Source organism: Streptomyces sp. NBC_01013, from assembly GCF_045162765.1.
Lineage (GTDB): Bacteria > Actinomycetota > Actinomycetes > Streptomycetales > Streptomycetaceae > Streptomyces.
On record NZ_CP108687.1, the window covers coordinates 1,080,291 to 1,101,759 of the forward strand.

Here is a 21,469-nt window from a genome sequence, read left to right on the forward strand (position 1 = left end):
GCGGAGAACGGAGCGGGCATGCGGCAGCGCGGGGACGAGCGGGGGTGGGCGCTGCTCGACGCGCTGCTGGAGGACGAGACCGGCCATGACCTCGCGGCGCTCGCCGGTACGGTGCTGGGGCTGCCTGAGCGGGGCCGGTACGCGGTGGCGGTGGTCCCGGTGCGCGGGAGCGCGTGGAACCGCCCGGCCGAGGCGCACGGGATGCGGTTTCTCTGGCGGTCGCGACCGGACCGGGAGATCGCGGTGGTGGCGCTGGGAGAGGCTGGGCCGGCGGCCGTGGCCGCGCTGTTGTCGGACGGGGATCCCGGTCCCGGAGGGGTCAGCCCGGTGGTGGACGGCCTGTCCGCCCTGGGCGCGGCACGCAAGCTGGCCGACGCGGCACTGCTGACGTGTGGCCCGGGTGGGGGCGGTGTCGTCGGTCTGGACGGCCGGGTCGCCGCGGCCCTGATCGCGGGGCAGCCGGCCCTCGCTGCCTACCTGGCCACGGACGTCTTCGGCCCCCTCCTGGCCCGGGACCCGGCGGACCGGTCCCTGCTGGTGTCGACGCTGGACGCGTGGCTGGAGTGCGGGGGGTCGGCGGGGCGGACGGCGGCACGCCTGTGCTGCCACCGGAACACGGTGCTGAACCGGTTGCGGCGGCTGGAGGCCCTGACGTCACGCTCGCTGTCGAGGCCGCGCGAACTGGTGGAGCTGATGCTGGCGCTGGAGGCGGTGCGGCTGGAACCGAGCACTTGGCCCCGGACGGAGCCGGAGGGAGGTTGAGGAGCGGGGTCCAGGGGGGAGGGCCCTCGGGCGGGCCCGCCCCCCGTCACCTCGTCTCAGCGCAGGAAGTCCCGTGCGATGGACTCCGCCGCCCGTTCCAGGAGCGGCCCCGCCTCGGCCATGCAGACCGCGGGGTCCGGCTCCAGCTCCGTGAGCGCGTACGCGCGGCGGATGCCCGCGCGCCCCAGCGCCTCCGGTGCCAGCGCCAGGCGCCCGCAGACCGCCACGACCTCGATGCCGGCCGCGCGCGCTGCGGCGGCGACACCGGCCGGAGCCTTGCCGTGCAGGGTCTGTTCGTCGAGGGAGCCCTCGCCGGTGACGACCAGCGTGGCCCGGGCGAGCGCGGGCGCGAAGCCGAGGACGTCGAGCATCACCTCGATCCCGGGCCGGAACCGCGCCCCGAGGGCGACCAGCGCCCCGTACCCGATACCGCCCGCCGCACCGGCACCCGGCAGCTGTGCCTGCTCGGGCCCCAGCACGGAGGCGTAGTGGGTGAGCGCCGCGTCGAGCACCGCGATGTCGTCCTCCGTCGCGCCCTTCTGGCGCCCGTACACCTCCGGCGCGCCCTTGGGCCCGGTGAGCGGATTGTCGACGTCGCTCGCGAGGATCAGGTCGACCTTCTCCAATCGGGCGTCGAGCCCGCTCAGGTCGGCCGTGGCCAGACCGGCGAGGCCTCCGCCTCCGGGAGCGAGGGGCTTGCCGTCCGCGTCCAGGAAGCGTGCGCCGAGCGCAGCCAGCATCCCCGCCCCACCGTCCGTCGTGGCGCTGCCGCCGACGCCGAACACGATGGTCCGGGCGCCCGCTTCGAGGGCGGCGAGCAGCAGCTCACCGGAGCCGTACGTGGTGGCCGTGAGCGGGGCGAACACGCCCGCGGGCAGATGCTGGAGGCCTGAGGCCTCGGCCATCTCGACCACCGCTGTGGTGTCGCGCAGCGCGTACGCGGCGGTCACCGGGTCGCCCAGCGGCCCGGTCACGCGCGCCTCGCGGCGCTCGAATCCGGCGGCCACCGCGGCCGCCACCGTGCCGTCGCCGCCGTCCGCCACGGGCAGGGTCTCGACCTGCACCTCGGGGGCGACGCGCCGCAGCCCGGCCGTCACCCGCTCCGCGACCTGTACGGCCGTGAGCGAGCCCTTGAACTTGTCCGCCGCGACGAGCACGCGGGCGGTCTTCATCACTGCTCCGTCCGTCACCTTGATTCCCTTTGCTTTCGAACAGGCAGTCGCGCCGCCACGACCCTATCCGCAGCACCCCCGCCCTGCCCATGGGTGTCCGGGCCCTGGACCCTGACGGCGCGTCCCACCACTACGCTGCTGGCGTGACCACCCATGACTACGCCACGTACATCGCCGGCCTCCCGAAGGTTCTGGCCGGTGCCGCCTGCATCTTCCGCGACGCGCAGGGGCGGGTGCTGCTCGTCGAACCGAACTACCGGGAGGGCTGGACACTCCCCGGCGGCACGATCGAGTCGGCGGACGGCGAGTCCCCGCGGCAGGGGGCGCGGCGCGAGTCGGCCGAGGAGATCGGTCTCGACCTGGAGCCGGGCCGGCTGCTCGCGGTGGACTGGACGCGCGGCACCGCGCGGCCGCCGATCGTGGCCTATGTGTACGACGGCGGGGTGCTGGACGAGGAGCAGCTGAAGCTGGTACGGCTCCAGGAGGAGGAGCTCCTGTCGTGGAAGCTCGTCGACCCGGCGGAGATCGATCAGTACCTGCTCGGTGCGCTCAGCGGACGCGTACGCGCCGCGCTGGAGGCGCTGGAGTCCGGCACGGGCACCGTGGAACTGGAGGACGGCAGCCCCGTCGGCTGACGGGCCGGCTCGGGGCCGTCGGTCAGCCCTGCTGGTCCTGCGGCCGGATCCCGTCCTCCCGCACGGTCTCTTCGCGCGCCGCTGTCCTCGCCTCGGTGCGGTGACCGCGCGCGATGTAGTCGCGCACGACGAGTTCGACGGCGTCCTGAGGGCTGCCGACGCCGGCGAGCACCATCACTTCGACCACGAGTTCCGCGTCCAGACTGACCGATACCTTCGCCATGGCGGGGACGGTAGCAGCCCTCGGTCTCGCCGCGCGAGGTGCGGCGGGCGGTGCCGATGGGCCGTCCCGATCGGCACCGCCCTGCCCGCCCTGCCCGCCCTGCTCAAGCGGCCGACGGAACGGGCCCGTCGGGATCGATCCGGGCGCGGGTTCCGGAGCGTGATGTCGGTGGGTGCCGGTACGGTCCGGTGCATGCCTGCCGCTTCCTCCCTCAGCACCACGCGGACCTCGTACGACACGGTCGCCGTCGACTACGCGTCGCTGCTCGCCGACGAGCTCGCGGGAAAGCCGCTGGACCGTGCGATGCTCGGCGCCTTCGCCGAGCACGTGAGCGCCGCCGGCCCCGGGCCCGTCGCCGACCTCGGCTGCGGACCGGGCCGGGTGACGGCGTATCTGCGCGACATCGGACTGCCGGCGTTCGGCATCGACCTGTCGCCGGGCATGGTGGCCGAGGCCCGTCGGCGACACCCGGACCTGCGGTTCGAGGTGGGGACGATGAACGCCCTGGACCTGGCGGACGGCTCGCTGCGCGGGGCTCTCGCCTGGTACTCGCTCGTCCACACCCCTCCCGGAGAACTGGAGCCTTACCTGGCGGAGTTCCACCGCGCACTGGCCCCGGGCGGCCATCTGCTGCCGGCCTTCAAGGTGGGCGACGAGCGGGTCCGCCTGGGGCACGCGTACGGACATCCCGTGGACCTCGACGTGTACCGGTTCTCGCGCGAGCGGGTCGCCGAGCTGCTCGTGCGGACCGGTTTCGAGGTGCGGGCCGGGCTGGTCCGGGCGGCCGACCCGGGCGAGGCCACCCCACAGGCGTTCCTGCTCGCGCGTAAGCCCGCGTAGGAGCCGGTACGGAACCCGAGCGGCTTCAGGGATCGCCCTTTCCCGTCCTGGTGGCGTCAGGGATCGCCCCTTCCCGTCCTGGTGGCGTCAGGGATCGCCCCTTCCCGTCCTGCCCTCCAGCGCTGGGCCGTGTCGACGGACCACCGTCGGCGTCCGGAGGGTTCAGGCGTCCGGCCCCTCCCCCTTGTGGCGCCGGTAGTAGCGGGCCACGCGCGCACGGTTTCCGCAGCGTTCGGCGGAGCACCAGCGGCGGCGCGGGTGGGCGGGCACGAACAGCATCGTGCAGTCCTCCGCCTCGCACTCCCGGATCCTTGCGAGCGCCGGACCGGCCAGCAGCTCGGCCACCTCCTCGGCGAGGGCGGCGGCCACCCGCTCCCCGAGCGGACCGGGCCGGCGGGCCGTCACCGCGACGGCGTCGCCGGTCCACTCCGCGTACTGCACGGCGGGGGCGGTGAGCTGGGCCTCGTTGAGGCCGCGCAGGGCGGACTCCGGCGGGCGCTCGCCGCGCCGGGCCGCCGCGAGGGCCGCGGCCGCGTGCGCCCGGACCTCGCGCACCGCCGCAAGATCGTCCGGGGTCACCTCCCGCACCCCTGCGGCCTCAGGCAGCCGCTCCCCCTCCAGAGACAGCCAGGCCAGCAGGCCGGACGCGTCGGCCAGCTGATCCGCCGGGGGCCCTTGCGCCGCGTACGGAAGCGTGTTGAGCAGGTCCAGGGCGAGCAGCTCACCGGTCAGGGGTTCGAGACCATTCATGGCACTAATGCTAACTCAGCCGATTGACACATTAGTGCGTGGCGCGTAAAACTAATGCATCGGGCCACCAAGGAGGCATGTGAACATGGCGATTCAGACTGTTCCGCACATTCGTCACCGGCACGTCGAGGTCGACGGCGTCCGTGTCTTCTACCGCGAGTCGCTCCCTGCCCGCGCGGCGGACGACGCCCCCGTCATGCTGCTGCTGCACGGCTTCCCGTCGGCCTCGCACCAGTTCCGTCGGCTGATGGACGCACTCGGCGCCCATTACCGCATCGTCGCCCCGGACTACCCGGGCTTCGGCCACAGCGACGCCCCGGCGTCCTCGACCACCGGCGGCTCGTTCACGTACACCTTCGACCGGCTCGCCGACATCACCGAGGGCTTCGTGCGGCAGCTCGGGCTGTCCCGGTTCGTGATGTACGTGTTCGACTTCGGCGCCCCCGTCGGGTTCCGGCTCGCGACCCGTCACCCTGAGTGGATCGCGGGACTGGTGGTGCAGAACGGCAATGCCTACGCCGAGGGGCTGTCGCAGCAGGCCCGCGACTTCATCGCCCTCCGCCCGGAGGACTCCGGCGCCGTCGACACCGTGCGGTCGCTGCTGACGCTGCCCGCGACCCGCGGCCAGTACGAGGGTGGCACCGTCGATCCCGAGCTGGTGGCACCGGACGGATGGACTCTGGACCAGCACTTCCTGGACCTGCCGGGCCGCACGCAGCCGCAGCTGGACCTGGCGTTCGACTACCGCTCCAACGTGGCGCTCTACCCGCAGTGGCAGGACTGGCTGCGCAAGCACACCCCGCCGGCACTCGTCATCTGGGGCACGGGGGACATGTTCTTCACCGAGCCGGGCGCCCGCGCCTACCTGCGCGATCTCCCGGACGCCGAACTGCGTCTCTTCGAAACCGGGCACTTCGCCCTGGAGGACCACCTCCCGCAGATCGCGCCGTTGATCGCGGACTTCATGGACCGCACCTGGAGCACCGACCGGTCGTGAGCGGACCCGGGGGCATGCGGTAACGTTGACGGCTGCGAAGGGGAGTAGCCCTGCAAACCGGTCGTCGACACACTGGAACCTCCGGGTTCCCGGTGGCCGGGCTCGTGGATCATTACGGGCGGGCGAGACCTTCGGTCAGGTATGACACGCCCACGCCCTGTGGGCGCTGCCGTCATGCCGGGCCGAGTGGTCCTCCGAAACCAGCCCGAGCGGCGCTTCGCGGAAGATCCGGGGCCCGGCTCCAACAGAAAGCCACCCGGAATGCATCTCGACCCCCTGGCGATCATCACCGCTTTCGGGCTGATCTTCCTTGCGGAACTCCCCGACAAGACGATGTTCGCGTCACTGGCCATGGGCACGCGTATGCGCCCGCTCTACGTCTGGTTCGGCACGTCGTCCGCGTTCATCGTCCACGTCGCCATCGCCGTCGGGGCGGGCGGCCTGCTCGGCCTGCTGCCCGACTGGATCGTCAAGCTCGTCTCCGCCTCCCTCTTCGCCTTCGGCGCGTTCATGCTGCTGAGGGCCGACGCGGGCGACGACGACGACGAGGGCGGCCCGAAGACGGTGACCGGCTTCTGGCCGGTGTACTCCACCGCCTTCATGGCGGTGTTCATCAGCGAGTGGGGCGACCTCACCCAGATCACGACGGCCAACCTGGCGGCCAGCAACGGCGCCTGGTCCACCGCGATCGGATCGGCCGCCGCCCTGATGTCCGTATCGGCACTGGCGCTGCTCGCGGGACGGTTCATCGCCAAGCGCGTGCCGCTCAAGACCGTGCAGCGCATCGGTGGGGTGTGCATGCTCGGGTTGGCGATCTGGACGGTCGTCGAGATCTTCACCGGCTGACCGGGCACGTCATCGGGAGGCCCTACGGGCTCCGCGCGGGCGCGCGCGGAGCCCGTAGCCGTGCCCGGCCCGCTAGACCCGTAGCCATCGGCCGGCTCAGAAGAGCCCCGGGGCGCTGTCCTGCGTACCGTTCTCGAAGGCCAGCAGGCGCTGCTTGCGGTCGAGGCCGCCGCCGTATCCGGTGAGGCTCCCCGACGCCCCGATCACCCGGTGGCAGGGCACGATGATGCCGACCGGGTTCTTTCCGTTGGCCAGCCCCACCGCGCGCGAGGCGCCGGGCTTGCCGAGGTTCTCCGCGAGTTCACCGTACGTACGGGTCTCGCCGTACGGAATCCGCTGGAGCTCGGCCCAGACGGAGCGCTGGAACGGGGTGCCGGCGAGGCGCAGCGGAAGGCCGAACTCCCGCAGCTCGCCGGCGAAGTAGGCCTCCAGCTGCTCGATGGCCTCGTCGAAGGGGCCGGGGTCGGCCTTCCCGAAGGTCTCCTCGGGCGGGCGGTGGCGCTGGCCGGACATGTACAGACCGGCGAGGACCTGGTCGGTGGCGACGAGGGTCAGCGGGCCGTAGGGGCTGTCGATCACGGTGTGCTGCCGGGTCACGGAGGCGGCAGCGGCGGTGGCAGCGGTGTGCATCGTGGTCACGAGGGACTTCCTTGTGCGGGAAGGTGGTTGATGGGGTGGTCGTCGACGGTCCACAGATACTGCACGGCGTACGCCCGCCAGGGACGCCAGCCCGCAGCGCGCCCGGTGAGCGCGGCCGGCGTCGACGGCAGGCCGAGCTGCTGGGCGGCGCGCCGGATGCCGAGGTCCGTCGGCAGGAAGGCGTCCGGGTCGCCGAGCGCACGCATGGCGATGACCTCGACGGTCCAGGGGCCGAATCCGGGCAGCGCGTGCAGTTCCGCCCGCGCCTTCTCCCAGTCGGTGTCGGTGCCCAGGCGCAGCGAGCCGTCCGCAAGGGCGCCGACGAGCGTGGTGAGGGTGCGACGGCGGCTGCCGGGCAGGGCGAGCTGTTCGGGGTCGAGTCCGGCCAGTGCCCGAGGAGCCGGAAAGAGGTGGGTGAGGCCGCCCTCGGAGTCGTCGACGGGTGTGCCGTGGGCGGTGACCAGCCGGGCCGCGTGGGTTCGGGCGGCCGCGGTGGACACCTGCTGGCCGAGCACGGCCCGGACGGCGAACTCCGCACCGTCGACGGTCCTCGGCACGCGGCGTCCTGGCGCCTTGTCGACCAGCGGCGCGAGCAGTGGGTCGGAGCGCAGCTGCTCGTCCACGGCGACCGGGTCGGCGTCCAGGTCCAGAAGCCAGCGGCACCGGCTGATGGCCAGGGTGAGATCGCGCGGGTCGGTGAGCGAGAGCCGGCAGGCGATGTGGTCGGGGTGCGGGGTGAGGGCGACCAAGCCGTGCCCGTGGGGCAGGTCGAGTGTGCGGCGATACGCCCCGTCGCGCCACTCCTCGACGCCCGGGACGGCCGTCGCGGCGAGGTGCCCGAAAAGGTTGCTGGGGTTGAGCGGGGCACGGTACGGAAGGCGTAGCACTATCACCCCGGGGGTGGCCGACGGCACTGCCGAGCGGGCGGCGCGGCTGCGCAGCTCCCCCGGTGCGAGCGCGAAGACCTCACGGACGGTGTCGTTGAAGGTACGGATCGAGGCGAATCCGGCCGCGAAGGCCACCTCGGCCATGGGCAGCCCGGTCGTCTCGATGAGCACCCGCGCGGTCTGCGCCCGCTGGGCCCTGGCGAGTGCGAGTGGCCCGGCCCCCAGCTCGGCGAGCAGCTGCCGCTCGATCTGCCGGGCCGAGTAGCCGAGCCGGGCGGCCAGCCCCGTGACGCCCTCGCGGTCGACGACCCCGTCCCGGATGAGGCGCATGGCGCGGGCCACGGAGTCGGCGCGCGCGTTCCACTCGGGGGAACCGGGGCTCGTGTCGGGCCGGCACCGCTTGCAGGCCCGGAACCCGGCCTGCTGGCAGGCGGCGGCACTCGGGTAGAAGGTCATGTTCTCGACCTTGGGCGGCACGACGGGGCAGCTCGGACGGCAGTAGATGCGAGTGGTCAGGACCGCCGTGAAGAACCAGCCGTCGAACCGGGCGTCCTTGGACTGGACCGCCCGCACGCAGCGCTCGGTGTCGGTGTGCATGGCTCAAGCATGGGCCACGGGCCGGGGCGGGGCTGGCGAGAATCCGACATGAACCTTCAGCTGCCAGGGCACCTTCAGCCTCGGGTCCGGTGGGTCCTGCCGGTCCTGCCGTTCCCCTGGCTCCTGCCGGACCTGCTGGTCATGAGTTGACAGTCGACCCCTCGGTGAGACGCTTGGATGAAGCGTCGATGCCCCGTGGGCGGGCCGGCGGCCCCCCGGTGTCCGTGTCCGCCTGTCGTCCCGGCGCACACGGGCAGAACGCAGAGGGAGAGCCCGATATGACGGACACGGCCAACCCGATCTGTTCGCACCTGGACCAGGTCCGGCGCGTCACCCCGGACAGCCCGGACTCCTGTCCCCAGTGCGTCGCCCAGGGCGACACCTGGGTTCATCTGCGTGAGTGCCAGAGCTGCGGGCACATCGGGTGCTGCGACTCCTCGCTCAACAAGCACGCCACCGCGCATCGTGAGGACAGCGGCCACCCCCTGATCCGCTCGTACGAGCCGGGCGAGACCTGGTGGTGGTGCTACGAGGACGAGGTGACCTTCGACGTGGAGGGCGTCGGACCAGCCCGGCCCACCTGAGCGCCGTCGGGCGCGGAACCCAAGGACGCTCCCGGGGCTCAGGCCCGGGCCGCCGCCAGCGCCTCCTCGAACTCGACGTACGCGAGCGCGTCGAAGAGCACGAACCGCACCTCCTCGATGGGCGGTGCGACCTCCGCCAGCACGGTGCGGACGGCGATGCGGGCACCGTCGTCCATCGGCCAGCCGTAGATGCCGGTGGAGATCGCGGGGAAGGCGATGGTGTGCGCCCCCAACTCCGTGGCCACGCGCAGGGCTTCGCGATAGCAGGACTCCAGCAGGGCCGAGCGGTCCTCGGCGCTGCTCCAGACCGGGCCCACCGTGTGCACGACCCAGCGGGCGTCGAGCTTTCCGGCGGTGGTGGCGACAGCCCGTCCCGTGCGCAGCCCCTTGCCGTACTGCGAGGCGCGCAACTCCCGGCACGCGGCCAGGATTTCGGGGCCGCCCCTGCGGTGGATCGCGCCGTCGACCCCGCCGCCGCCGAGCAGGGAGGAGTTCGCGGCGTTCACGACGGCGTCGACGGACTGCTGGGTGATGTCGCCCCGTACGAGGGTGACGCTGACGGCGGAAGGTGTGCGCATGCGGACATCATGCCGTGAGCCGTGGTCCCGTGGGCGGACGACCGTGCGTGCAGGGCGTCACCGTCGGCCGGACGGCCCCGATTCCCGCAGCCGCCTCCATACCGCCTTCGCCGCGTGGTGCCCGGACATGCCGTGCACACCCGGGCCGGGCGGGGTCGCCGAGGAGCAGATGTAGACCGACGGGTGCGCGGTCGCGTACGGCACCCTGGCGAGCCTGGGGCGGATCACGGTCTGCAGCCCGGAGAAGGCGCCACAGGCGATGTCCCCGCCGACGTAGTTCGCGTTGCGCACCGCGAGTTGGGGCGGGCCGGCCACCGCGCGGGCGAGGACGAGGTCCCTGAAGCCGGGGGCGAACCGCTCCAGTTGGCGTTCGATGACCTCGGTGGCGTCGCCCTCCCAGCCAGCCGGGACGTGTCCGTACACCCAGAAGACCTGCTTGCCCTCGGGGGCGCGGGACGGGTCGGTGAGGCTGGGCTGGGCGGTGATGAGGAAGGGCACGCTCGGATCACGGCCGGTCACGGCGGCACGCAGGGCGGTGTCGATCTCGCCGGCCGTGGGGCCGATGTGGACCGTGCCGGCCCGGCGGGCCTCTTCCGCGGTCCAGGGGACCGGTCCGGACAGCGCGTAGTCGATCTTGAAGCAGGAGGCGCCGTAGCGGTAGCCCCGGTAGGCGTGGCCCAGCCCCGCGATCCGGGCCAGCGCGGTCGGCGAGGTGTCGAAGATGTAGGCGCGGGCGGGCGGCAGTTCGTCCAGCCGCTTGACCTCCGTACCCGTACGGATCACGCCGCCCTGCTCCCGCAGGTACGAGGCGAGGGCGTCGGAGATGGCCTGCGAGCCTCCGCGCGGCACCGGCCAGCCCTTCTCGTGCGCGGCGAGCGCGAAGAGCAGGGCGATGCCGCCGGTGGCCAGACCGCTGGTGGGGGCTATGGCGTGGGCGGCGAGTCCGGCGAAGAGGCCACGGGCCTTCTCGCTCCGGAAGCGGCGGGACAGGAGCGTCGCCGGCTGGATCGCGTCTACTCCGAAGCGCACCCAGCGGTACGGATCGCGGGGCAGGCCGTCCCAGGGGGTGCGCAGGAAGTCCTGGGCGAGGGTGTCCCAGTGGCCGACGAACGGCGCGAGGAGTCTTCGGTAGGCCCCCGCGTCCTGCGGTCCGAGCGCCATGGCCGTCTCCCCCACCGAGGTCGCCAGCACGGCAGCGGAACCGTCCGGGAAGGGGTGGGCCAGGGCCAGCGACGGCTGCAGCCACTCCAGTCCGTGCCGGGCCAGCGGCATCGCACCGAAGGCGGGCGAGCCGATCCCCAGCGGGTGGACCGCCGAGCAGGGGTCGTGCCGGAAGCCCGGCAGTGTGAGTTCTTCGGTCCGCGCTCCGCCGCCGACGGTCTCCCCGGCTTCGAAGACCTCCACGGCGAAGCCACGGCGGGCCAGTTCGACTGCGGCGGTCAGTCCGTTGGGGCCTGCCCCCACGACGACGGCATCGAGCATCGACGGCACCTTCGGACTCCTTTGTCAGCCGACGGTCTGAACGCCCAGGATATTCGCAGGCGTCGGCGGTTCGGGCGCGGGTGGCTTCTACGCGGGTTCTGCGCGCAGCCTGATCCACGGCGTGGCCGGAGACCGTAGGATCCCGCCATGATCACCGAACTGCAGTGCGTGGTGCTCGACTGCCCCGATCCGTTGCGCCTCGCAGAGTTCTACCACTCGCTGCTCGGCGGGCGGGTGAACCAGGTGGACCGCCGGTGGGCGACCGATGACGACTGGGCCACGCTGCACACCCCGGCCGGGTCCGTGCTCGCGTTCCAGCGCGTGGCGGACCACCGGCCGCCGCGGTGGCCCGATCCTGAGCACCCTGCGCAGTTCCATCTGGATTTCGGCGTGCCCGATCTGGTCACGGCCGAGCGCGAGGTGGTGGCCGCCGGCGCGGCCGTCCTGGACGACGGGAGCGGGACCGACCGCCCGTGGCGCGTGTACGCGGATCCGGCCGGGCATCCGTTCTGCCTGGTCAAGCACGGCCCCGTCCCCTCCTGAAGGAACTCAGCCCCGCTGAATGGCCGCGACGCAGCGGGCGAGCAGCTCGCGCAGGGTGTCACGCTCCTGCGGGGTGAACTCGTCCGCGATGCGGCGTTCGATCCGTACCGCCTGCTCGTCGGCGAGCCGCAGCGTCTCGACTCCGGCCTCGGTCAGTCGCGTCTCCAGCATCTTCTGATGCCAGGGATGGACGGACCTGACGATGAGCCCGCGTTCCTCCAGGTGCTTCAGCACCGCCGCCATCGCCTGCGGCGTCACCAGGCAGACCCGGGCCAGCGCCGCACCCGACATGCCCGGGTGGTCGGCGAGGGCGAACAGAGCCGCGTACTGCGCGACGGTCAGGTCCGCACCCTTCAGCGCGGCGCTCTTGGCTGCCATGAGGGCTTGCTCTGCACGTTTGATGTCCGCGCCGAGGCGGTCGTCGGCGGTCATTCCCATGCTCGCGAGCGTACAGCCATGGAGATGCGGCAGGGAGCGGCCACTTCACAGGGGTGAGACACGAAACAAGCATGGAAATTGAATCAAGGTCTTGATATAACTCAACCCATGGATACTCAAGCAGCGCACACCCCTGCGCCCGCCGCCTTCGACGGGACCGTCCTCATCACCGGAGCCACCCAGGGCCTCGGCCTTCACCTCGCCCGCGATCTGGCCGGTCGCGGCGCGACCCTGCTCCTGCACGGGCGGAACAAGGAGCGACTGGACCGGGCCGCCGCCGAGGTCCGGGCGATCGCGGCCGGCCGCGCGGAGGTCCGCACCTATCTCGCCGATCTCTCCGACCTGGACCAGGTGCGCTCCCTGGCCGCGGTGGTCCGGGCGGCCGAGCCCCGGCTCGACGTGCTGGTCAACAACGCGGTGGCCGGCGGAGGTTCCGAGCCACTGCGCCGCGAGGTGAGCGCGCAGGGCCATGAACTCCGGTTCGCCGTCAATTACCTGACGCCCTGTCTGCTGATCAGGGAACTGCTCCCGCTGCTCACCGCATCGGCACCGGCGCGGGTGGTCCAGGTGGCGTCGATGGGACAGTCACCCGTCGACTTCGACGACGTCATGATGGAGCGCGGCTACGAGGGCCTTGAGGCCTACTGCCGGAGCAAGCTCGCGATGATCATGTCGACGTTCGACCTGGCCGCCACGACGGCGGGCAGCGGCGTCACGTTCAACGCCCTGCACCCGGCCCATCTGATGGACACCGAGGGGGTGCGGGCGTACGGACTGACTCCGGCGGTCCCCGTCGAGGAGGGCGTCCGGCCGACGGTGCGGCTGATCACCGACCCCGCCCTGGCGGACGTCAGCGGCCGCTACTTCGACCGGTTCACGGAGACGTCCGCCCATGAGCAGGCGTACGACCCCCGGGCGCGCGAGCACCTCGCCCAGCTGACCCGCACCCTGCTGGCCTGAGGATTCCGCCCGTCAGGCCCCGGTGCGCAGCGCGGACAGGATGCGTTCGGCCGTCGCGCGGTCCCGGGCCGCGGTGAAGGGCAGGTCGTTGCCCCCGGTGATCCGGAACGGCGCGCCGGACAGCGTGGCCTGGGCGCCGCCCGCCTCGGTGACGAGGAGAAGCCCTGCCGCGTGATCCCACGCGTACTCCCAGTTGAAGGCCAGCGCGTCCAGTTCACCGCGGGCGACGGCGAGGTATTCGAGGCCGGCCGAGCCGCAGGGACGGGCGTCGATGCCGTCGGTGCGCAGACCGAGCAGCGCCTGCTTCTGCGCGTCGGTGGTGTAGTCGGGGTGCGACATCGCCACGTGCAGTACGGCACCGGGCGCGGGTGAGCCCGACCGTATCGCAGTGCCGTTGAACGTGGCCCCCCGGCCGCGGACGGCGACGGCCATCTCGTCGCGGGCGGCGGCGTACGTCCAGGAGGCCAGCAGCTCGCCGCGGTGGGCCAGGGCGACCAGGGTGCAGAACCCAGGCTCGCCGCGGACGAACTGGCGGGTGCCGTCGACCGGGTCGACGATCCACACGGGGGCATCGCCGCCCAGCGCCTCGTACACCTTCGGGTCGGCGTGGACCGCCTCCTCGCCGACGACGACGGAGCCGGGCAGGAGCCGGCCCAGGGACCGGGTGAGGTGTTCCTCGGCCAGCCGGTCGGCTGTCGTCACGAGGTCGTGCGGACCGTTCTTCTCGACGATCTCGTGTGCGGCGAGCTGCCGGTAGCGCGGCATGATCTCGGCGGCGGCCGCTGCGCGGACCGCCGCCTCGACCTCGGTCAGGTCCCCGGCAAGGAAGTCATCGATCATGCCTCCAGCTAAGCACGGGCCGTCCGGGCGCCGGCGACCTGGTCATGACGGGGGTGTGGCCGAGCGGTGGCCGCTCAGCGCCCGACCGCGTACCCCTGCATGCCTCGCGGGTTCGCCGCCGCGGAGAGCACGCCGGTCTCGGGGTCGCGGGCGACCGCGCACATCCGGCCCTCGGACCACGGGTCACCGACCGTGACCTCATGGCCGCGCCGGCGCAGTTCCGCGACGACGTCGGGGTCCATGCCCTCCTCGACGGTGACGCTGCCCGGGCGCATCCCGCGCGGGAAGAAGGAGCCGGGGAAGCTGTCGTTGTGCCAGTTCGGGGCGTCGATGGCGCCCTGGAGGTCGAGGCCGCCACGGACCTCGGCGCGCAGGGCGACGGCGAGGAAGAAGTGCAGCTGCCACTGGTCCTGCTGGTCGCCGCCCGGGGTGCCGAACGCCATCACGGGCACGCCGTCGCGCAGGGCGAGAGACGGGGTGAGCGTGGTGCGCGGGCGGCGGCCCGGGGTGAGGGAGTTGGGAAGGCCCTCGTCGAGCCAGGCCATCTGGAGGCGGGTGCCGAGCGGGAAGCCGAGCTCGGGCACGACCGGGTTCGACTGGAGCCAGCCGCCGCTGGGCGTCGCGGAGACCATGTTGCCCCAGCGGTCGACGACGTCGACGTGACAGGTGTCGCCGCGGGTCGCACCGTCCTTGGCCACCGCCGGCTCGCCGGCGCCCTCCTTCGCCACCGCCGGCTCGCCGGCGCCCTCCTTCGCCACCGTCGGCTCGCCGACACCGGCCGCGGCTATGCCCATGGCGTCGAAGCCGGACTCACCGGCGGCAACGGCGTGGGCGTGCTCGCTGAGCGCGGGGGTGCGGCCGTCGGGGCTGCCCGGGCGCAGCTCGTGCGAGGCCTCGTCGGTGATCAGTGCGCGGCGGGCGGCGTTGTACGGCTCGGAGAACAGCGTGTCGAGGGGTACCTCGGCGGCGTCCCCGTACCAGGCCTCGCGGTCGGCCATGGCGAGCTTGCAGCCCTCGATGAGCAGGTGGACGTACTCGGCGGAGCCGTACCGCGGCAGCTCGGCGGGGAGCAGGGCGAGCTGCTGGAGGAAGGCGGGGCCCTGGCTCCAGCCGCCGGCCTTGGCGAGGGTCCAGCCCTTCCAGTCGTACGTGGCGGGGGCCTCGTAGGACGCGGACCAGCCGGCCAGGTCGGCCGCGGTGAGGGTGCCGGTGTGGCGGGAGCCGCTGGTGTCCATGGTGGGGACGGACGCCTGGCGGACCAGGGCCTCGGCGATGAAGCCCTCGCGCCAGACAGCGCGGGCGGCCTCGATCTGCGCGGTCCGGTCGTCGCCGCCGGTCTCCTCGGCCTCGGCGATCAGGCGGCGCCAGGTCGCGGCGAGGGCCGGGTTGCGGAACAGCTCGCCGGGCTTGGGGGACTTGCCGCCCGGCAGGTACACGTCGGCGGAGGAGGGCCACTCGGTCTCGAAGAGCTCGCGAACGGTCTCGACGGTCTGGCCCACGCGCTCGACGGGTGCGTGCCCGTCCTCGGCGTAGCCGATGGCGTACCGCAGGACCTCGGCGACGGTCTTGGTGCCGTGGTCGCGCAGCAGCAGCATCCAGGCGTCGAAGGCGCCCGGTACGGCGGCGGCGAGCGGTCCGGTGCCGGGTACCAGGTCGAGGCCGAGCGAGCGGTAGTGGGCGACCGTGGCGCCTGCCGGTGCGGGCCCCTGGCCGCAGAGGACCTGCACGTCCCCCTCGCGCGGAGCCAGGATCATCGGCACCTCGCCGGCCGGACCGTTGAGGTGCGGCTCGACGACGTGCAGGACGAATCCGGCGGCGACGGCGGCGTCGTAGGCGTTGCCGCCGTCCTCCAGGACCGCCATCGCGGACTGCGAGGCGAGCCAGTGGGTGGAGGACACCATGCCGAAGGTGCCCTGGAGGGTGGGCCGGGTGGTGAACACGGGTGCGGCTCCTTGCTGCGACGTGCTGCGTCTCTGTGGTTCGTGGTGCGTTTGCGGATCGTACGTACGGGGGCGGGCCCTGGGGGACCCGCCCCCGCAGCGGGTCAGACGGCCGCGTCCGGGGCGGTTCCGTCGTCGTCGACGAGGTGGCAGGAGACCTGCCGGCCGCCGGGCAGTTCCCGCAGGGCGGGATCCTCGGTGCGGCACCGTTCGGTGGCGAGCGGGCAGCGGGTGTGGAAGCGGCACCCGGGTGGCGGGTCCAGCGGGCTGGGCAGTTCGCCGTGGAGCACGATGCGCTCGCGGGATCGCTGGAGCACCGGGTCGGGCACCGGCGCCGCAGAGAGCAGGGCCTGGGTGTAGGGGTGCTTGGGGGCGGCGAACAGCTCGGCGGTGGGCGCCTGTTCGACGATCTGGCCGAGGTACATGACGGCGATCCGGTCGGCGAGGAATTCGACGGCGGCCAGGTCGTGGGTGATGAACAGACAGCCGAAGCCGCGATCGCGCTGGAGGTCGGCGAGGAGGTTGAGGACGGACGCCTGCACGGAGACGTCGAGCGCCGAGGTCGGTTCGTCCGCGACGACGAGATCGGGGTCGCAGGAGAGCGCGCGGGCGATGGAGATGCGCTGGCGCTGGCCCCCGGAGAGCTCGTGCGGGTGCCGGTCGGCGTGCTCGGGACGCAGCCCGACCTGTGCGAGGAGCTGCTCGACGCGTTCGCGTACGGCCGGGCCGCGGGCCCGGCGGTGCAGCTTGATCGGCTCGGCGATGATCTGGCCGATGGTCATGCGCGGGTCGAGCGAGGACGAGGGGTCCTGGAAGACCAGGTGGAAGTCCTTGCGCAGGGGGCGCAGGGACCGGCGGGAGAGATGGGTGATGTCGGTGCCGTTCATGTGGACGGTACCGCCGGTGGGTTCGTCGAGGCGTACGGCGCATCGGCCGACGGTCGACTTGCCGCTGCCGGACTCCCCGACGAGGCCGACCACCTCGCCGCGTCCTACGGTGATGGAGACGCCGTCGACGGCGCGGACGGTGCCACCGCCCGAGGCGGCGAAGTGCCGTTCCATCGAATCGATCCGCAGCACGGGGTGCTGCTGGTCCGCGGCGCCCTCGGCGCTTTCACGCGGGGCGGGGACGGTCTGCGCTGCGGTCACTCTCCGGCCTCCTGGTCGGGTCGCGCGGGCTCGGCGGCGGGGGTGGCCACGAGGGTGTCGGATGCTTCGTCGGCGGCGTACGGGTGCCAGCACGCCGCACGGTGGGCGGCGTCCGCGCCGGCCTTCGGGTCGACGGACCTGAAGCCGGGGCGGCCGCCCGTGCAGCTGTCGTCGGCGCGGCTGCACCGGGGTGCGAAGGTGCAGGCGTCGGGCTGGCTGTCGAGGCTCGGCACCAGGCCGGGGATCTCGGGCAGCCGGCGCTTGCCCTCGCCGCCGGGGCGCAGGACGGCGCCGAGCAGCCCGCGGGTGTACGGGTGCCGGGCGGTGGCGAACAGGTCGTGGACGGGGGCCTGTTCGACGGAGCGTCCGGCATACATGACGAGGACCCGGTCGGCCGCGTCGGCGACGACGCCGAGGTCGTGGGTGACCAGGACGATGGCGGTGCCGAGCCGTTCGCGCAGCGACTGGAGGACTTCGAGGATGCCGGCCTGCACCGTCACGTCGAGTGCGGTGGTCGGCTCGTCGGCGATGAGGACCGAGGGGTCGCAGGCGACGGCGATCGCGATCATGACGCGCTGGCGCATGCCGCCGGAGAGCTGGTGCGGATACTCGTCGATGCGGCTGCGCGGGGCGGGGATGCCGACCAGGTCGAGGAGGTCCACGGACCGCTCCCTGGCCTCCTTGCGGTTCAGCCCCTGGTGCCTGCGGAGGACCTCGCCGATCTGCCGGCCGATGGTGAGGACCGGGTTCAGCGAGGTCATCGGCTCCTGGAAGATCATCGCCATGTCCTTGCCGCGGACCTGCCGGAGCTCCTTCTCCGGCGCGCCGATCAGTTCCCGGCCACCGAGACGGATGGAACCGCCGATGTGCACGGTGGGCGGGAGCAGCCCCATCACCGCCATGGACGTGACGGACTTGCCGCACCCGGACTCCCCCACGACGGCGAGGACCTCGCCCGGGTGCAGGTCCCAGGAGACGCCGTCGACGGCGTGCACGGTGCGGGTGTCGGAGCGGAAGGACACCGACAGGTCGCGGACGCTCAGGACGGGTTCGCCCACCGGGCCCCGTACGGTTTCGAGAACGGTCTCGGTCATCGGGTCCCTCCACGGGGGTCGAGGACGTCCCGCAGTCCGTCGCCGAGCAGGTTGAAGGCCAGGGTCGCCGCGACGATCGCCAGGCCGGGGAAGACGGCGAGCCAGGGCGCGGGGGCCAGGAAGGACTGGGCGCCGGAGAGCATCACGCCGAGGGACGGGTCCGGCGGCTGGACGCCGAGCCCCAGGAAGCTGAGCAGCGCCTCGCCGATGATGGCGGCGGGGATGCCGACGGTGGCCTGGACGATCAGCGCGGAGGTGGCGTTGGGCAGGATGTGCCGGAAGAGCACGGTCCCGTCGCCGCCGCCGTTGGCGATGGCCGCGCCGACGTAGTCGACGTGCTTGAGCCGCAGCGTCTCGGCCCGGGTGATGCGGATGACGGCGGGGATCTGCGAGATGCCGATGGCGATGGTCGCGTTGGTCAGCGAGGGGCCGAGAATCGCGGCCAGCCCGACGGCGAGCACCAGGAAGGGGAACGCCAGCATGGTGTCCGTGAGCCGGGAGATGGCACCGTCGGCGAACCTCCCGTAGTAGCCGCCGACCAGTCCCAGCGGTACGCCGATCACGAACGCCAGCACGACGGCGACGAGGCCGACCTGCATGGAGGCGCGCGCTCCGTACACGATGCGGGAGAACTGGTCGCGTCCCAGGTCGTCGGTGCCGAGCCAGTGGGCCCCGCCGGGTTCGGCGAGTACGTTCCCGAAGTCCGGCTGGGCGGGGTCGTACGGGGCGATCAGCGGGGCGAGGAGGGCGACCAGGATGAAGACGGCGGCGATGACGCCGCCGGTGAGGGCGAGCCGGTTCCTGCGCAGGGCGCGCAGCCTGCCGCCACCGGGCCGTCGCTTGGTGAGCCGTGCGGTGGGGAGCACTGGGGTCGCTGTGGTCACCGGGCACCTCCGAGCCGGATGCGCGGGTCGATGACCGAATAGACCACGTCGACCAGCAGGTTGATGAGGATGTACGCGGCGGATGTGCAGAGCACCACGGCCTGCAGGGTCGCGTAGTCACGGGTGAAGACGGCATCGATGGTGAGCTTGCCGAAGCCGGGCAGGACGAAGATCTGCTCGGTGACGACGGCGCCCGAGATCAGGTGCCCGAGCTGGAGCCCGAGCACGGTGACGACGGTGACGAGCGAGTTGCGCAGCGCGTGCCCGCCGACGACGGACCGTTTCGACAGGCCCTTGGCGCGGGCGGTGCGCACGTAGTCGGCGGAGAGCGAGTCGAGCATCGCCGCACGCGTCTGACGCATCACGACCGCGGCGAGCCCGGAGCCGAGCACGATCGCGGGCAGCACCATGCGGCGGAGGTTGTCGATGGGGTCCGTGCCGAAGGGGACGTAACCGGAGGCGGCGAACACCGGGACGGCGATGGCGAATCCGAGGACGAGCACGATGCCGAGCCAGAACGTCGGGATGGAGAGCCCGATCAGCGCGACGACGTTGGCGATCCACTCCTCGGGCTTCCCGCGCCGCACGGCGGCGACGACCCCGGCGCCGATCCCGAGGACGACGGCGAGCAGCAGGGAGAGTGCGGCCAGTTCCAGCGTGACGGGGAGGGCCTGTCCGATGGCGTCGGCGACCGGCAGCCCGGTACGGGAGGAGTTGCCGAGGTCACCGGTGAGGGCGTGGCCGATGAAGCGCCCGTACTGCACGACGATGTTGTCGTTGAGGCCGTACGCCTCACGGATCGCGTCGAGCGCCTGCGGGCTGCGCTCCTCGCCGGCGAGGGCGAGCGCCGGGTCGCCGGGCAGCGCCCGGATGCCGGCGAAGACCACGATGGAGACCAGGAAGAGGGTGATGAGGGACTGGCGCAGCCGCGTCAGCAGGTATTTCGTCATCGGGTGTACCCCGCATTCGTGACCCGGACCAGTCCGTCGCCGTAGACGCGGATGCCCGCGACGTCCTTGGTGGCGACGACGTAGTTCTTCTGCCGGTAGAGGTAGATCATCGTGTGGGCGTCCTGAACGCGCCGGGTGAGTTCGTCGTAGATCTTGGTGCGCCGCGCCGGGTCGGCGACGGTGCGGCCCTCGGCGATGAGCTTGTCGATCTCGGGGTCGCCGAGGCCGTAGGCGTTCATGGCGCCCGCCGTCTTGAGGAAGTTGGAGACGTTGCCGTCCGGGTCGAGCCGGCCGGACCAGCCGCTGGTGAAGACGTCGTAGTGCCCGGCGTCGGTCTCGGAGAGCATGGTGGCGTACTCGGTGGGCCGCAGCGAGAGGTCGAATCCGGCCTCCTTGACCATGGCCTGGAGAACCTGTCCGACCCGCCCCTGTTCGGGGGTGGTGGAGGTCTTCAGCTCGATCTTCACCGGGGTCTTCACCCCGGCCTCCGCCAGGAGCCTCTTCGCCTTGGCGACGTCGCGCTTCGGGCAGTCCTCGGGCTTGACGCCGGGGGCGATGGCGGACTGCGGCGAGATGGGGCCGCAGGCCGGTTCGTACATGCCCTGGAAGACGACCTGGTTGAGGGTGTCGCGGTCGATCGCGAGCTCGAACGCCTCGCGGACGCGGACGTCCCGGGCGATCGGGGTGTCGAGCTTGCCGGGCTTCTGACCGAGCCCGTTCACGTTGCCGACGTTGAGGCCGATGCCCTGGTAGCCGAGCGAGGGCGAGTTGAAGAGCTGGAGCTTCGGCTCGGTGAGGGCGCTCTGTACGTCCACGGGGCCCATCTGGTCGCCGACCTGGAGGTCGCCGGAGCGCAGGTTGGCGAGCCGGACGTTGCCGTCGGGGATGGGCTTGTAGACGACCCCGTCGAGGTGGACCTTGTCCGCGTCGTAGTAGTGGGGGTCCTTCTTCAGCACGATCCGGTCGCCGCCGACGCGTTCCACGAAGCGGAAGGGGCCGACGCAGGAGGGGTGGTTCGTGAAGTTCTTCCCGTACTTCTTGAGCGCGGCCGGTGACATCACCATCCCGGCCCGGTCGGCGAGGACGCCGGTGAGCGGCACGTAGGGCTGCTTGAGCGTCATCCGTACCGTGTCGGAGCCGGTGGCTTCGATGGAGGCGACGGGGGCGAGCTCCGTGCCGCGGGCGGATCCGGGGAGATCGCGGTGGCGCAGCAGCGAGGTGACGACGGCCGCGGCGTCGAGCCGGGTGCCGTCGCTGAACTTGAGGCCGGGGCGCACCTTCAGGGTGACGGTGCGGCCGTCGTCCGAGGTGGTGGGCAGTGCGGCAGCGAGCTGCGGCACGACGACCCCGTCCTCGTCCATGTCGTAGAGCTTCTCGCACATGCCCGCGAAGACCGTACGGCCGACGAGGGTCTGGGCGAGCGTGGGGTCGAGTTTGTCCGGGTCGGAGTTGAGGGCGACGGTGAGTGTCCCGCCGTCGCGTACGGACCGGTCGTCGGTTTTCCGTACACCGCCGACCTCGGTCGCCGAGGACTGCAGCGACGCACAGCCCGAGGTGAAGGACACCAATGCAACCGCCACCAGGGCAACCGCTTTTCGGCGCACGAGGGCCTACCTCCCGCCAAGGGGTGATCAAGGAATATCGCAGACCGTATTTCGCATACAGTCCGCAAGGCAAGGG

23 protein-coding genes are annotated in these 21,469 nt (G+C 72.4%); 8 read left to right on the plus strand and 15 right to left on the minus strand.

Translation table 11 applies throughout. The annotated features are described in order from the left end of the window. The first annotated feature begins 18 nt into the window (after window positions 1–18). Window positions 19–762, plus strand: a complete 744-nt coding sequence (locus tag OG538_RS04575; RefSeq protein WP_406090389.1) for a PucR family transcriptional regulator — start codon at window positions 19–21, stop codon at window positions 760–762. A gap of 56 nt (window positions 763–818) precedes the next feature. Here OG538_RS04575 and OG538_RS04580 read toward each other — a convergent pair whose 3' ends face one another. Then, entirely contained in the window at window positions 819–1,934 is a 1,116-nt protein-coding gene (locus tag OG538_RS04580) for a glycerate kinase (RefSeq protein WP_406090391.1), read from the minus strand. Between the two features lie 143 nt (window positions 1,935–2,077). Between OG538_RS04580 and OG538_RS04585 the strand changes: the two genes are divergently transcribed. Then, window positions 2,078–2,569, plus strand: a complete 492-nt coding sequence (locus OG538_RS04585) for an NUDIX domain-containing protein (protein ID WP_406090393.1) — start codon at window positions 2,078–2,080, stop codon at window positions 2,567–2,569. A 22-nt stretch (window positions 2,570–2,591) separates the two neighbouring features. Here OG538_RS04585 and OG538_RS04590 read toward each other — a convergent pair whose 3' ends face one another. Then, window positions 2,592–2,792, minus strand: a complete 201-nt coding sequence (locus OG538_RS04590) for a DUF2191 domain-containing protein (protein WP_406090394.1) — start codon at window positions 2,790–2,792, stop codon at window positions 2,592–2,594. A 192-nt stretch (window positions 2,793–2,984) separates the two neighbouring features. Between OG538_RS04590 and OG538_RS04595 the strand changes: the two genes are divergently transcribed. Continuing rightward, the gene (locus OG538_RS04595; RefSeq protein ID WP_406090396.1) at window positions 2,985–3,632 is read left to right on the plus strand and encodes a class I SAM-dependent DNA methyltransferase; all 648 of its coding nucleotides are present in this window, start codon (window positions 2,985–2,987) and stop codon (window positions 3,630–3,632) included. 162 nt (window positions 3,633–3,794) lie between these two features. Here the strand turns inward: OG538_RS04595 and OG538_RS04600 are convergent, their stop codons facing one another. Continuing rightward, on the minus strand, window positions 3,795–4,382 hold the full coding sequence (locus OG538_RS04600; RefSeq protein WP_406090398.1) for a CGNR zinc finger domain-containing protein: 588 nt from the start codon (window positions 4,380–4,382) through the stop codon (window positions 3,795–3,797). An 85-nt stretch (window positions 4,383–4,467) separates the two neighbouring features. Between OG538_RS04600 and OG538_RS04605 the strand changes: the two genes are divergently transcribed. Then, on the plus strand, window positions 4,468–5,379 hold the full coding sequence (locus OG538_RS04605; protein WP_406090400.1) for an alpha/beta fold hydrolase: 912 nt from the start codon (window positions 4,468–4,470) through the stop codon (window positions 5,377–5,379). A 261-nt stretch (window positions 5,380–5,640) separates the two neighbouring features. Next, the gene (locus OG538_RS04610) at window positions 5,641–6,225 is read left to right on the plus strand and encodes a TMEM165/GDT1 family protein (RefSeq protein ID WP_406090402.1); all 585 of its coding nucleotides are present in this window, start codon (window positions 5,641–5,643) and stop codon (window positions 6,223–6,225) included. A 96-nt stretch (window positions 6,226–6,321) separates the two neighbouring features. On the opposite strand, the gene OG538_RS04615 is transcribed toward OG538_RS04610, so the two are convergent. Further along, window positions 6,322–6,855 carry a methylated-DNA--[protein]-cysteine S-methyltransferase gene (locus tag OG538_RS04615; protein ID WP_406099981.1) on the minus strand — a complete coding sequence of 178 codons (534 nt, stop codon included), beginning with the start codon at window positions 6,853–6,855 and terminating at the stop codon, window positions 6,322–6,324. Window positions 6,856–6,860: 5 nt separating this feature from the next. Further along, window positions 6,861–8,348 (minus strand): AlkA N-terminal domain-containing protein, encoded by a 1,488-nt coding sequence (locus tag OG538_RS04620; protein ID WP_406090403.1) that lies wholly within the window; start codon window positions 8,346–8,348, stop codon window positions 6,861–6,863. Window positions 8,349–8,626: 278 nt separating this feature from the next. On the opposite strand from OG538_RS04620, the gene OG538_RS04625 reads away from it, so the two are divergent. Then, a complete protein-coding gene (locus tag OG538_RS04625; protein ID WP_406090405.1) occupies window positions 8,627–8,932 on the plus strand; it encodes a UBP-type zinc finger domain-containing protein in 306 nt (101 codons plus the stop codon). Between the two features lie 38 nt (window positions 8,933–8,970). Here OG538_RS04625 and OG538_RS04630 read toward each other — a convergent pair whose 3' ends face one another. Together OG538_RS04630 and OG538_RS04635 are read right to left on the minus strand one after the other, a co-directional pair. Further along, a complete protein-coding gene (locus OG538_RS04630; protein ID WP_406090407.1) occupies window positions 8,971–9,510 on the minus strand; it encodes an O-acetyl-ADP-ribose deacetylase in 540 nt (179 codons plus the stop codon). A gap of 57 nt (window positions 9,511–9,567) precedes the next feature. Further along, a complete protein-coding gene (locus OG538_RS04635; protein WP_406090409.1) occupies window positions 9,568–11,001 on the minus strand; it encodes a phytoene desaturase family protein in 1,434 nt (477 codons plus the stop codon). A 138-nt stretch (window positions 11,002–11,139) separates the two neighbouring features. Here OG538_RS04635 and OG538_RS04640 point away from each other — a divergent pair, with 138 nt between their 5' ends. Beyond that, a complete protein-coding gene (locus OG538_RS04640) occupies window positions 11,140–11,535 on the plus strand; it encodes a VOC family protein (RefSeq protein ID WP_406090411.1) in 396 nt (131 codons plus the stop codon). A 6-nt stretch (window positions 11,536–11,541) separates the two neighbouring features. Here OG538_RS04640 and OG538_RS04645 read toward each other — a convergent pair whose 3' ends face one another. Then, window positions 11,542–11,973 carry a MarR family winged helix-turn-helix transcriptional regulator gene (locus OG538_RS04645; protein WP_406090413.1) on the minus strand — a complete coding sequence of 144 codons (432 nt, stop codon included), beginning with the start codon at window positions 11,971–11,973 and terminating at the stop codon, window positions 11,542–11,544. A gap of 108 nt (window positions 11,974–12,081) precedes the next feature. Between OG538_RS04645 and OG538_RS04650 the strand changes: the two genes are divergently transcribed. Continuing rightward, on the plus strand, window positions 12,082–12,933 hold the full coding sequence (locus OG538_RS04650; RefSeq protein WP_406090415.1) for an SDR family NAD(P)-dependent oxidoreductase: 852 nt from the start codon (window positions 12,082–12,084) through the stop codon (window positions 12,931–12,933). Between the two features lie 12 nt (window positions 12,934–12,945). Here OG538_RS04650 and OG538_RS04655 read toward each other — a convergent pair whose 3' ends face one another. The 7 genes from OG538_RS04655 to OG538_RS04685 form a co-directional block, all read right to left on the minus strand. Next, window positions 12,946–13,773: an inositol monophosphatase family protein gene (locus tag OG538_RS04655; RefSeq protein WP_406090417.1), complete on the minus strand. Its 828-nt coding sequence runs from the start codon at window positions 13,771–13,773 to the stop codon at window positions 12,946–12,948. Window positions 13,774–13,847: 74 nt separating this feature from the next. Beyond that, window positions 13,848–15,713, minus strand: a complete 1,866-nt coding sequence (locus tag OG538_RS04660) for a gamma-glutamyltransferase family protein (protein WP_406090418.1) — start codon at window positions 15,711–15,713, stop codon at window positions 13,848–13,850. A 104-nt stretch (window positions 15,714–15,817) separates the two neighbouring features. Continuing rightward, window positions 15,818–16,774 carry an ABC transporter ATP-binding protein gene (locus OG538_RS04665; RefSeq protein WP_406099982.1) on the minus strand — a complete coding sequence of 319 codons (957 nt, stop codon included), beginning with the start codon at window positions 16,772–16,774 and terminating at the stop codon, window positions 15,818–15,820. 83 nt (window positions 16,775–16,857) lie between these two features. Beyond that, window positions 16,858–17,955 (minus strand): ABC transporter ATP-binding protein, encoded by a 1,098-nt coding sequence (locus OG538_RS04670; RefSeq protein ID WP_406090420.1) that lies wholly within the window; start codon window positions 17,953–17,955, stop codon window positions 16,858–16,860. After that, window positions 17,952–18,839 carry an ABC transporter permease gene (locus OG538_RS04675; RefSeq protein WP_406090422.1) on the minus strand — a complete coding sequence of 296 codons (888 nt, stop codon included), beginning with the start codon at window positions 18,837–18,839 and terminating at the stop codon, window positions 17,952–17,954. The genes OG538_RS04670 and OG538_RS04675 overlap by 4 nt, the downstream gene beginning before the upstream one ends. Further along, window positions 18,836–19,789: an ABC transporter permease gene (locus OG538_RS04680; protein WP_406090424.1), complete on the minus strand. Its 954-nt coding sequence runs from the start codon at window positions 19,787–19,789 to the stop codon at window positions 18,836–18,838. Before OG538_RS04680 ends, OG538_RS04675 begins: the two co-directional genes overlap by 4 nt. After that, window positions 19,786–21,393, minus strand: a complete 1,608-nt coding sequence (locus OG538_RS04685; protein ID WP_406090426.1) for an ABC transporter substrate-binding protein — start codon at window positions 21,391–21,393, stop codon at window positions 19,786–19,788. The genes OG538_RS04680 and OG538_RS04685 overlap by 4 nt, the downstream gene beginning before the upstream one ends. Window positions 21,394–21,469: the final 76 nt, after the last annotated feature.

Coding starts and splice junctions, on each gene's coding strand:
- OG538_RS04595 (WP_406090396.1), top strand. CDS start 2,985: ATGCCTGCCGCTTCCTCCCTCAGCACCACGCGGACCTCGTACGACACG.
- OG538_RS04640 (WP_406090411.1), top strand. CDS start 11,140: ATGATCACCGAACTGCAGTGCGTGGTGCTCGACTGCCCCGATCCGTTG.
- OG538_RS04615 (WP_406099981.1), bottom strand. CDS start 6,855: ATGCACACCGCTGCCACCGCCGCTGCCGCCTCCGTGACCCGGCAGCAC.
- OG538_RS04625 (WP_406090405.1), top strand. CDS start 8,627: ATGACGGACACGGCCAACCCGATCTGTTCGCACCTGGACCAGGTCCGG.
- OG538_RS04670 (WP_406090420.1), bottom strand. CDS start 17,955: ATGACCGAGACCGTTCTCGAAACCGTACGGGGCCCGGTGGGCGAACCC.
- OG538_RS04680 (WP_406090424.1), bottom strand. CDS start 19,789: ATGACGAAATACCTGCTGACGCGGCTGCGCCAGTCCCTCATCACCCTC.
- OG538_RS04610 (WP_406090402.1), top strand. CDS start 5,641: ATGCATCTCGACCCCCTGGCGATCATCACCGCTTTCGGGCTGATCTTC.
- OG538_RS04590 (WP_406090394.1), bottom strand. CDS start 2,792: ATGGCGAAGGTATCGGTCAGTCTGGACGCGGAACTCGTGGTCGAAGTG.
- OG538_RS04655 (WP_406090417.1), bottom strand. CDS start 13,773: ATGATCGATGACTTCCTTGCCGGGGACCTGACCGAGGTCGAGGCGGCG.
- OG538_RS04665 (WP_406099982.1), bottom strand. CDS start 16,774: ATGGAACGGCACTTCGCCGCCTCGGGCGGTGGCACCGTCCGCGCCGTC.
- OG538_RS04650 (WP_406090415.1), top strand. CDS start 12,082: ATGGATACTCAAGCAGCGCACACCCCTGCGCCCGCCGCCTTCGACGGG.
- OG538_RS04605 (WP_406090400.1), top strand. CDS start 4,468: ATGGCGATTCAGACTGTTCCGCACATTCGTCACCGGCACGTCGAGGTC.
- OG538_RS04580 (WP_406090391.1), bottom strand. CDS start 1,934: ATGAAGACCGCCCGCGTGCTCGTCGCGGCGGACAAGTTCAAGGGCTCG.
- OG538_RS04645 (WP_406090413.1), bottom strand. CDS start 11,973: ATGGGAATGACCGCCGACGACCGCCTCGGCGCGGACATCAAACGTGCA.
- OG538_RS04600 (WP_406090398.1), bottom strand. CDS start 4,382: ATGAATGGTCTCGAACCCCTGACCGGTGAGCTGCTCGCCCTGGACCTG.
- OG538_RS04620 (WP_406090403.1), bottom strand. CDS start 8,348: ATGCACACCGACACCGAGCGCTGCGTGCGGGCGGTCCAGTCCAAGGAC.
- OG538_RS04575 (WP_406090389.1), top strand. CDS start 19: ATGCGGCAGCGCGGGGACGAGCGGGGGTGGGCGCTGCTCGACGCGCTG.
- OG538_RS04630 (WP_406090407.1), bottom strand. CDS start 9,510: ATGCGCACACCTTCCGCCGTCAGCGTCACCCTCGTACGGGGCGACATC.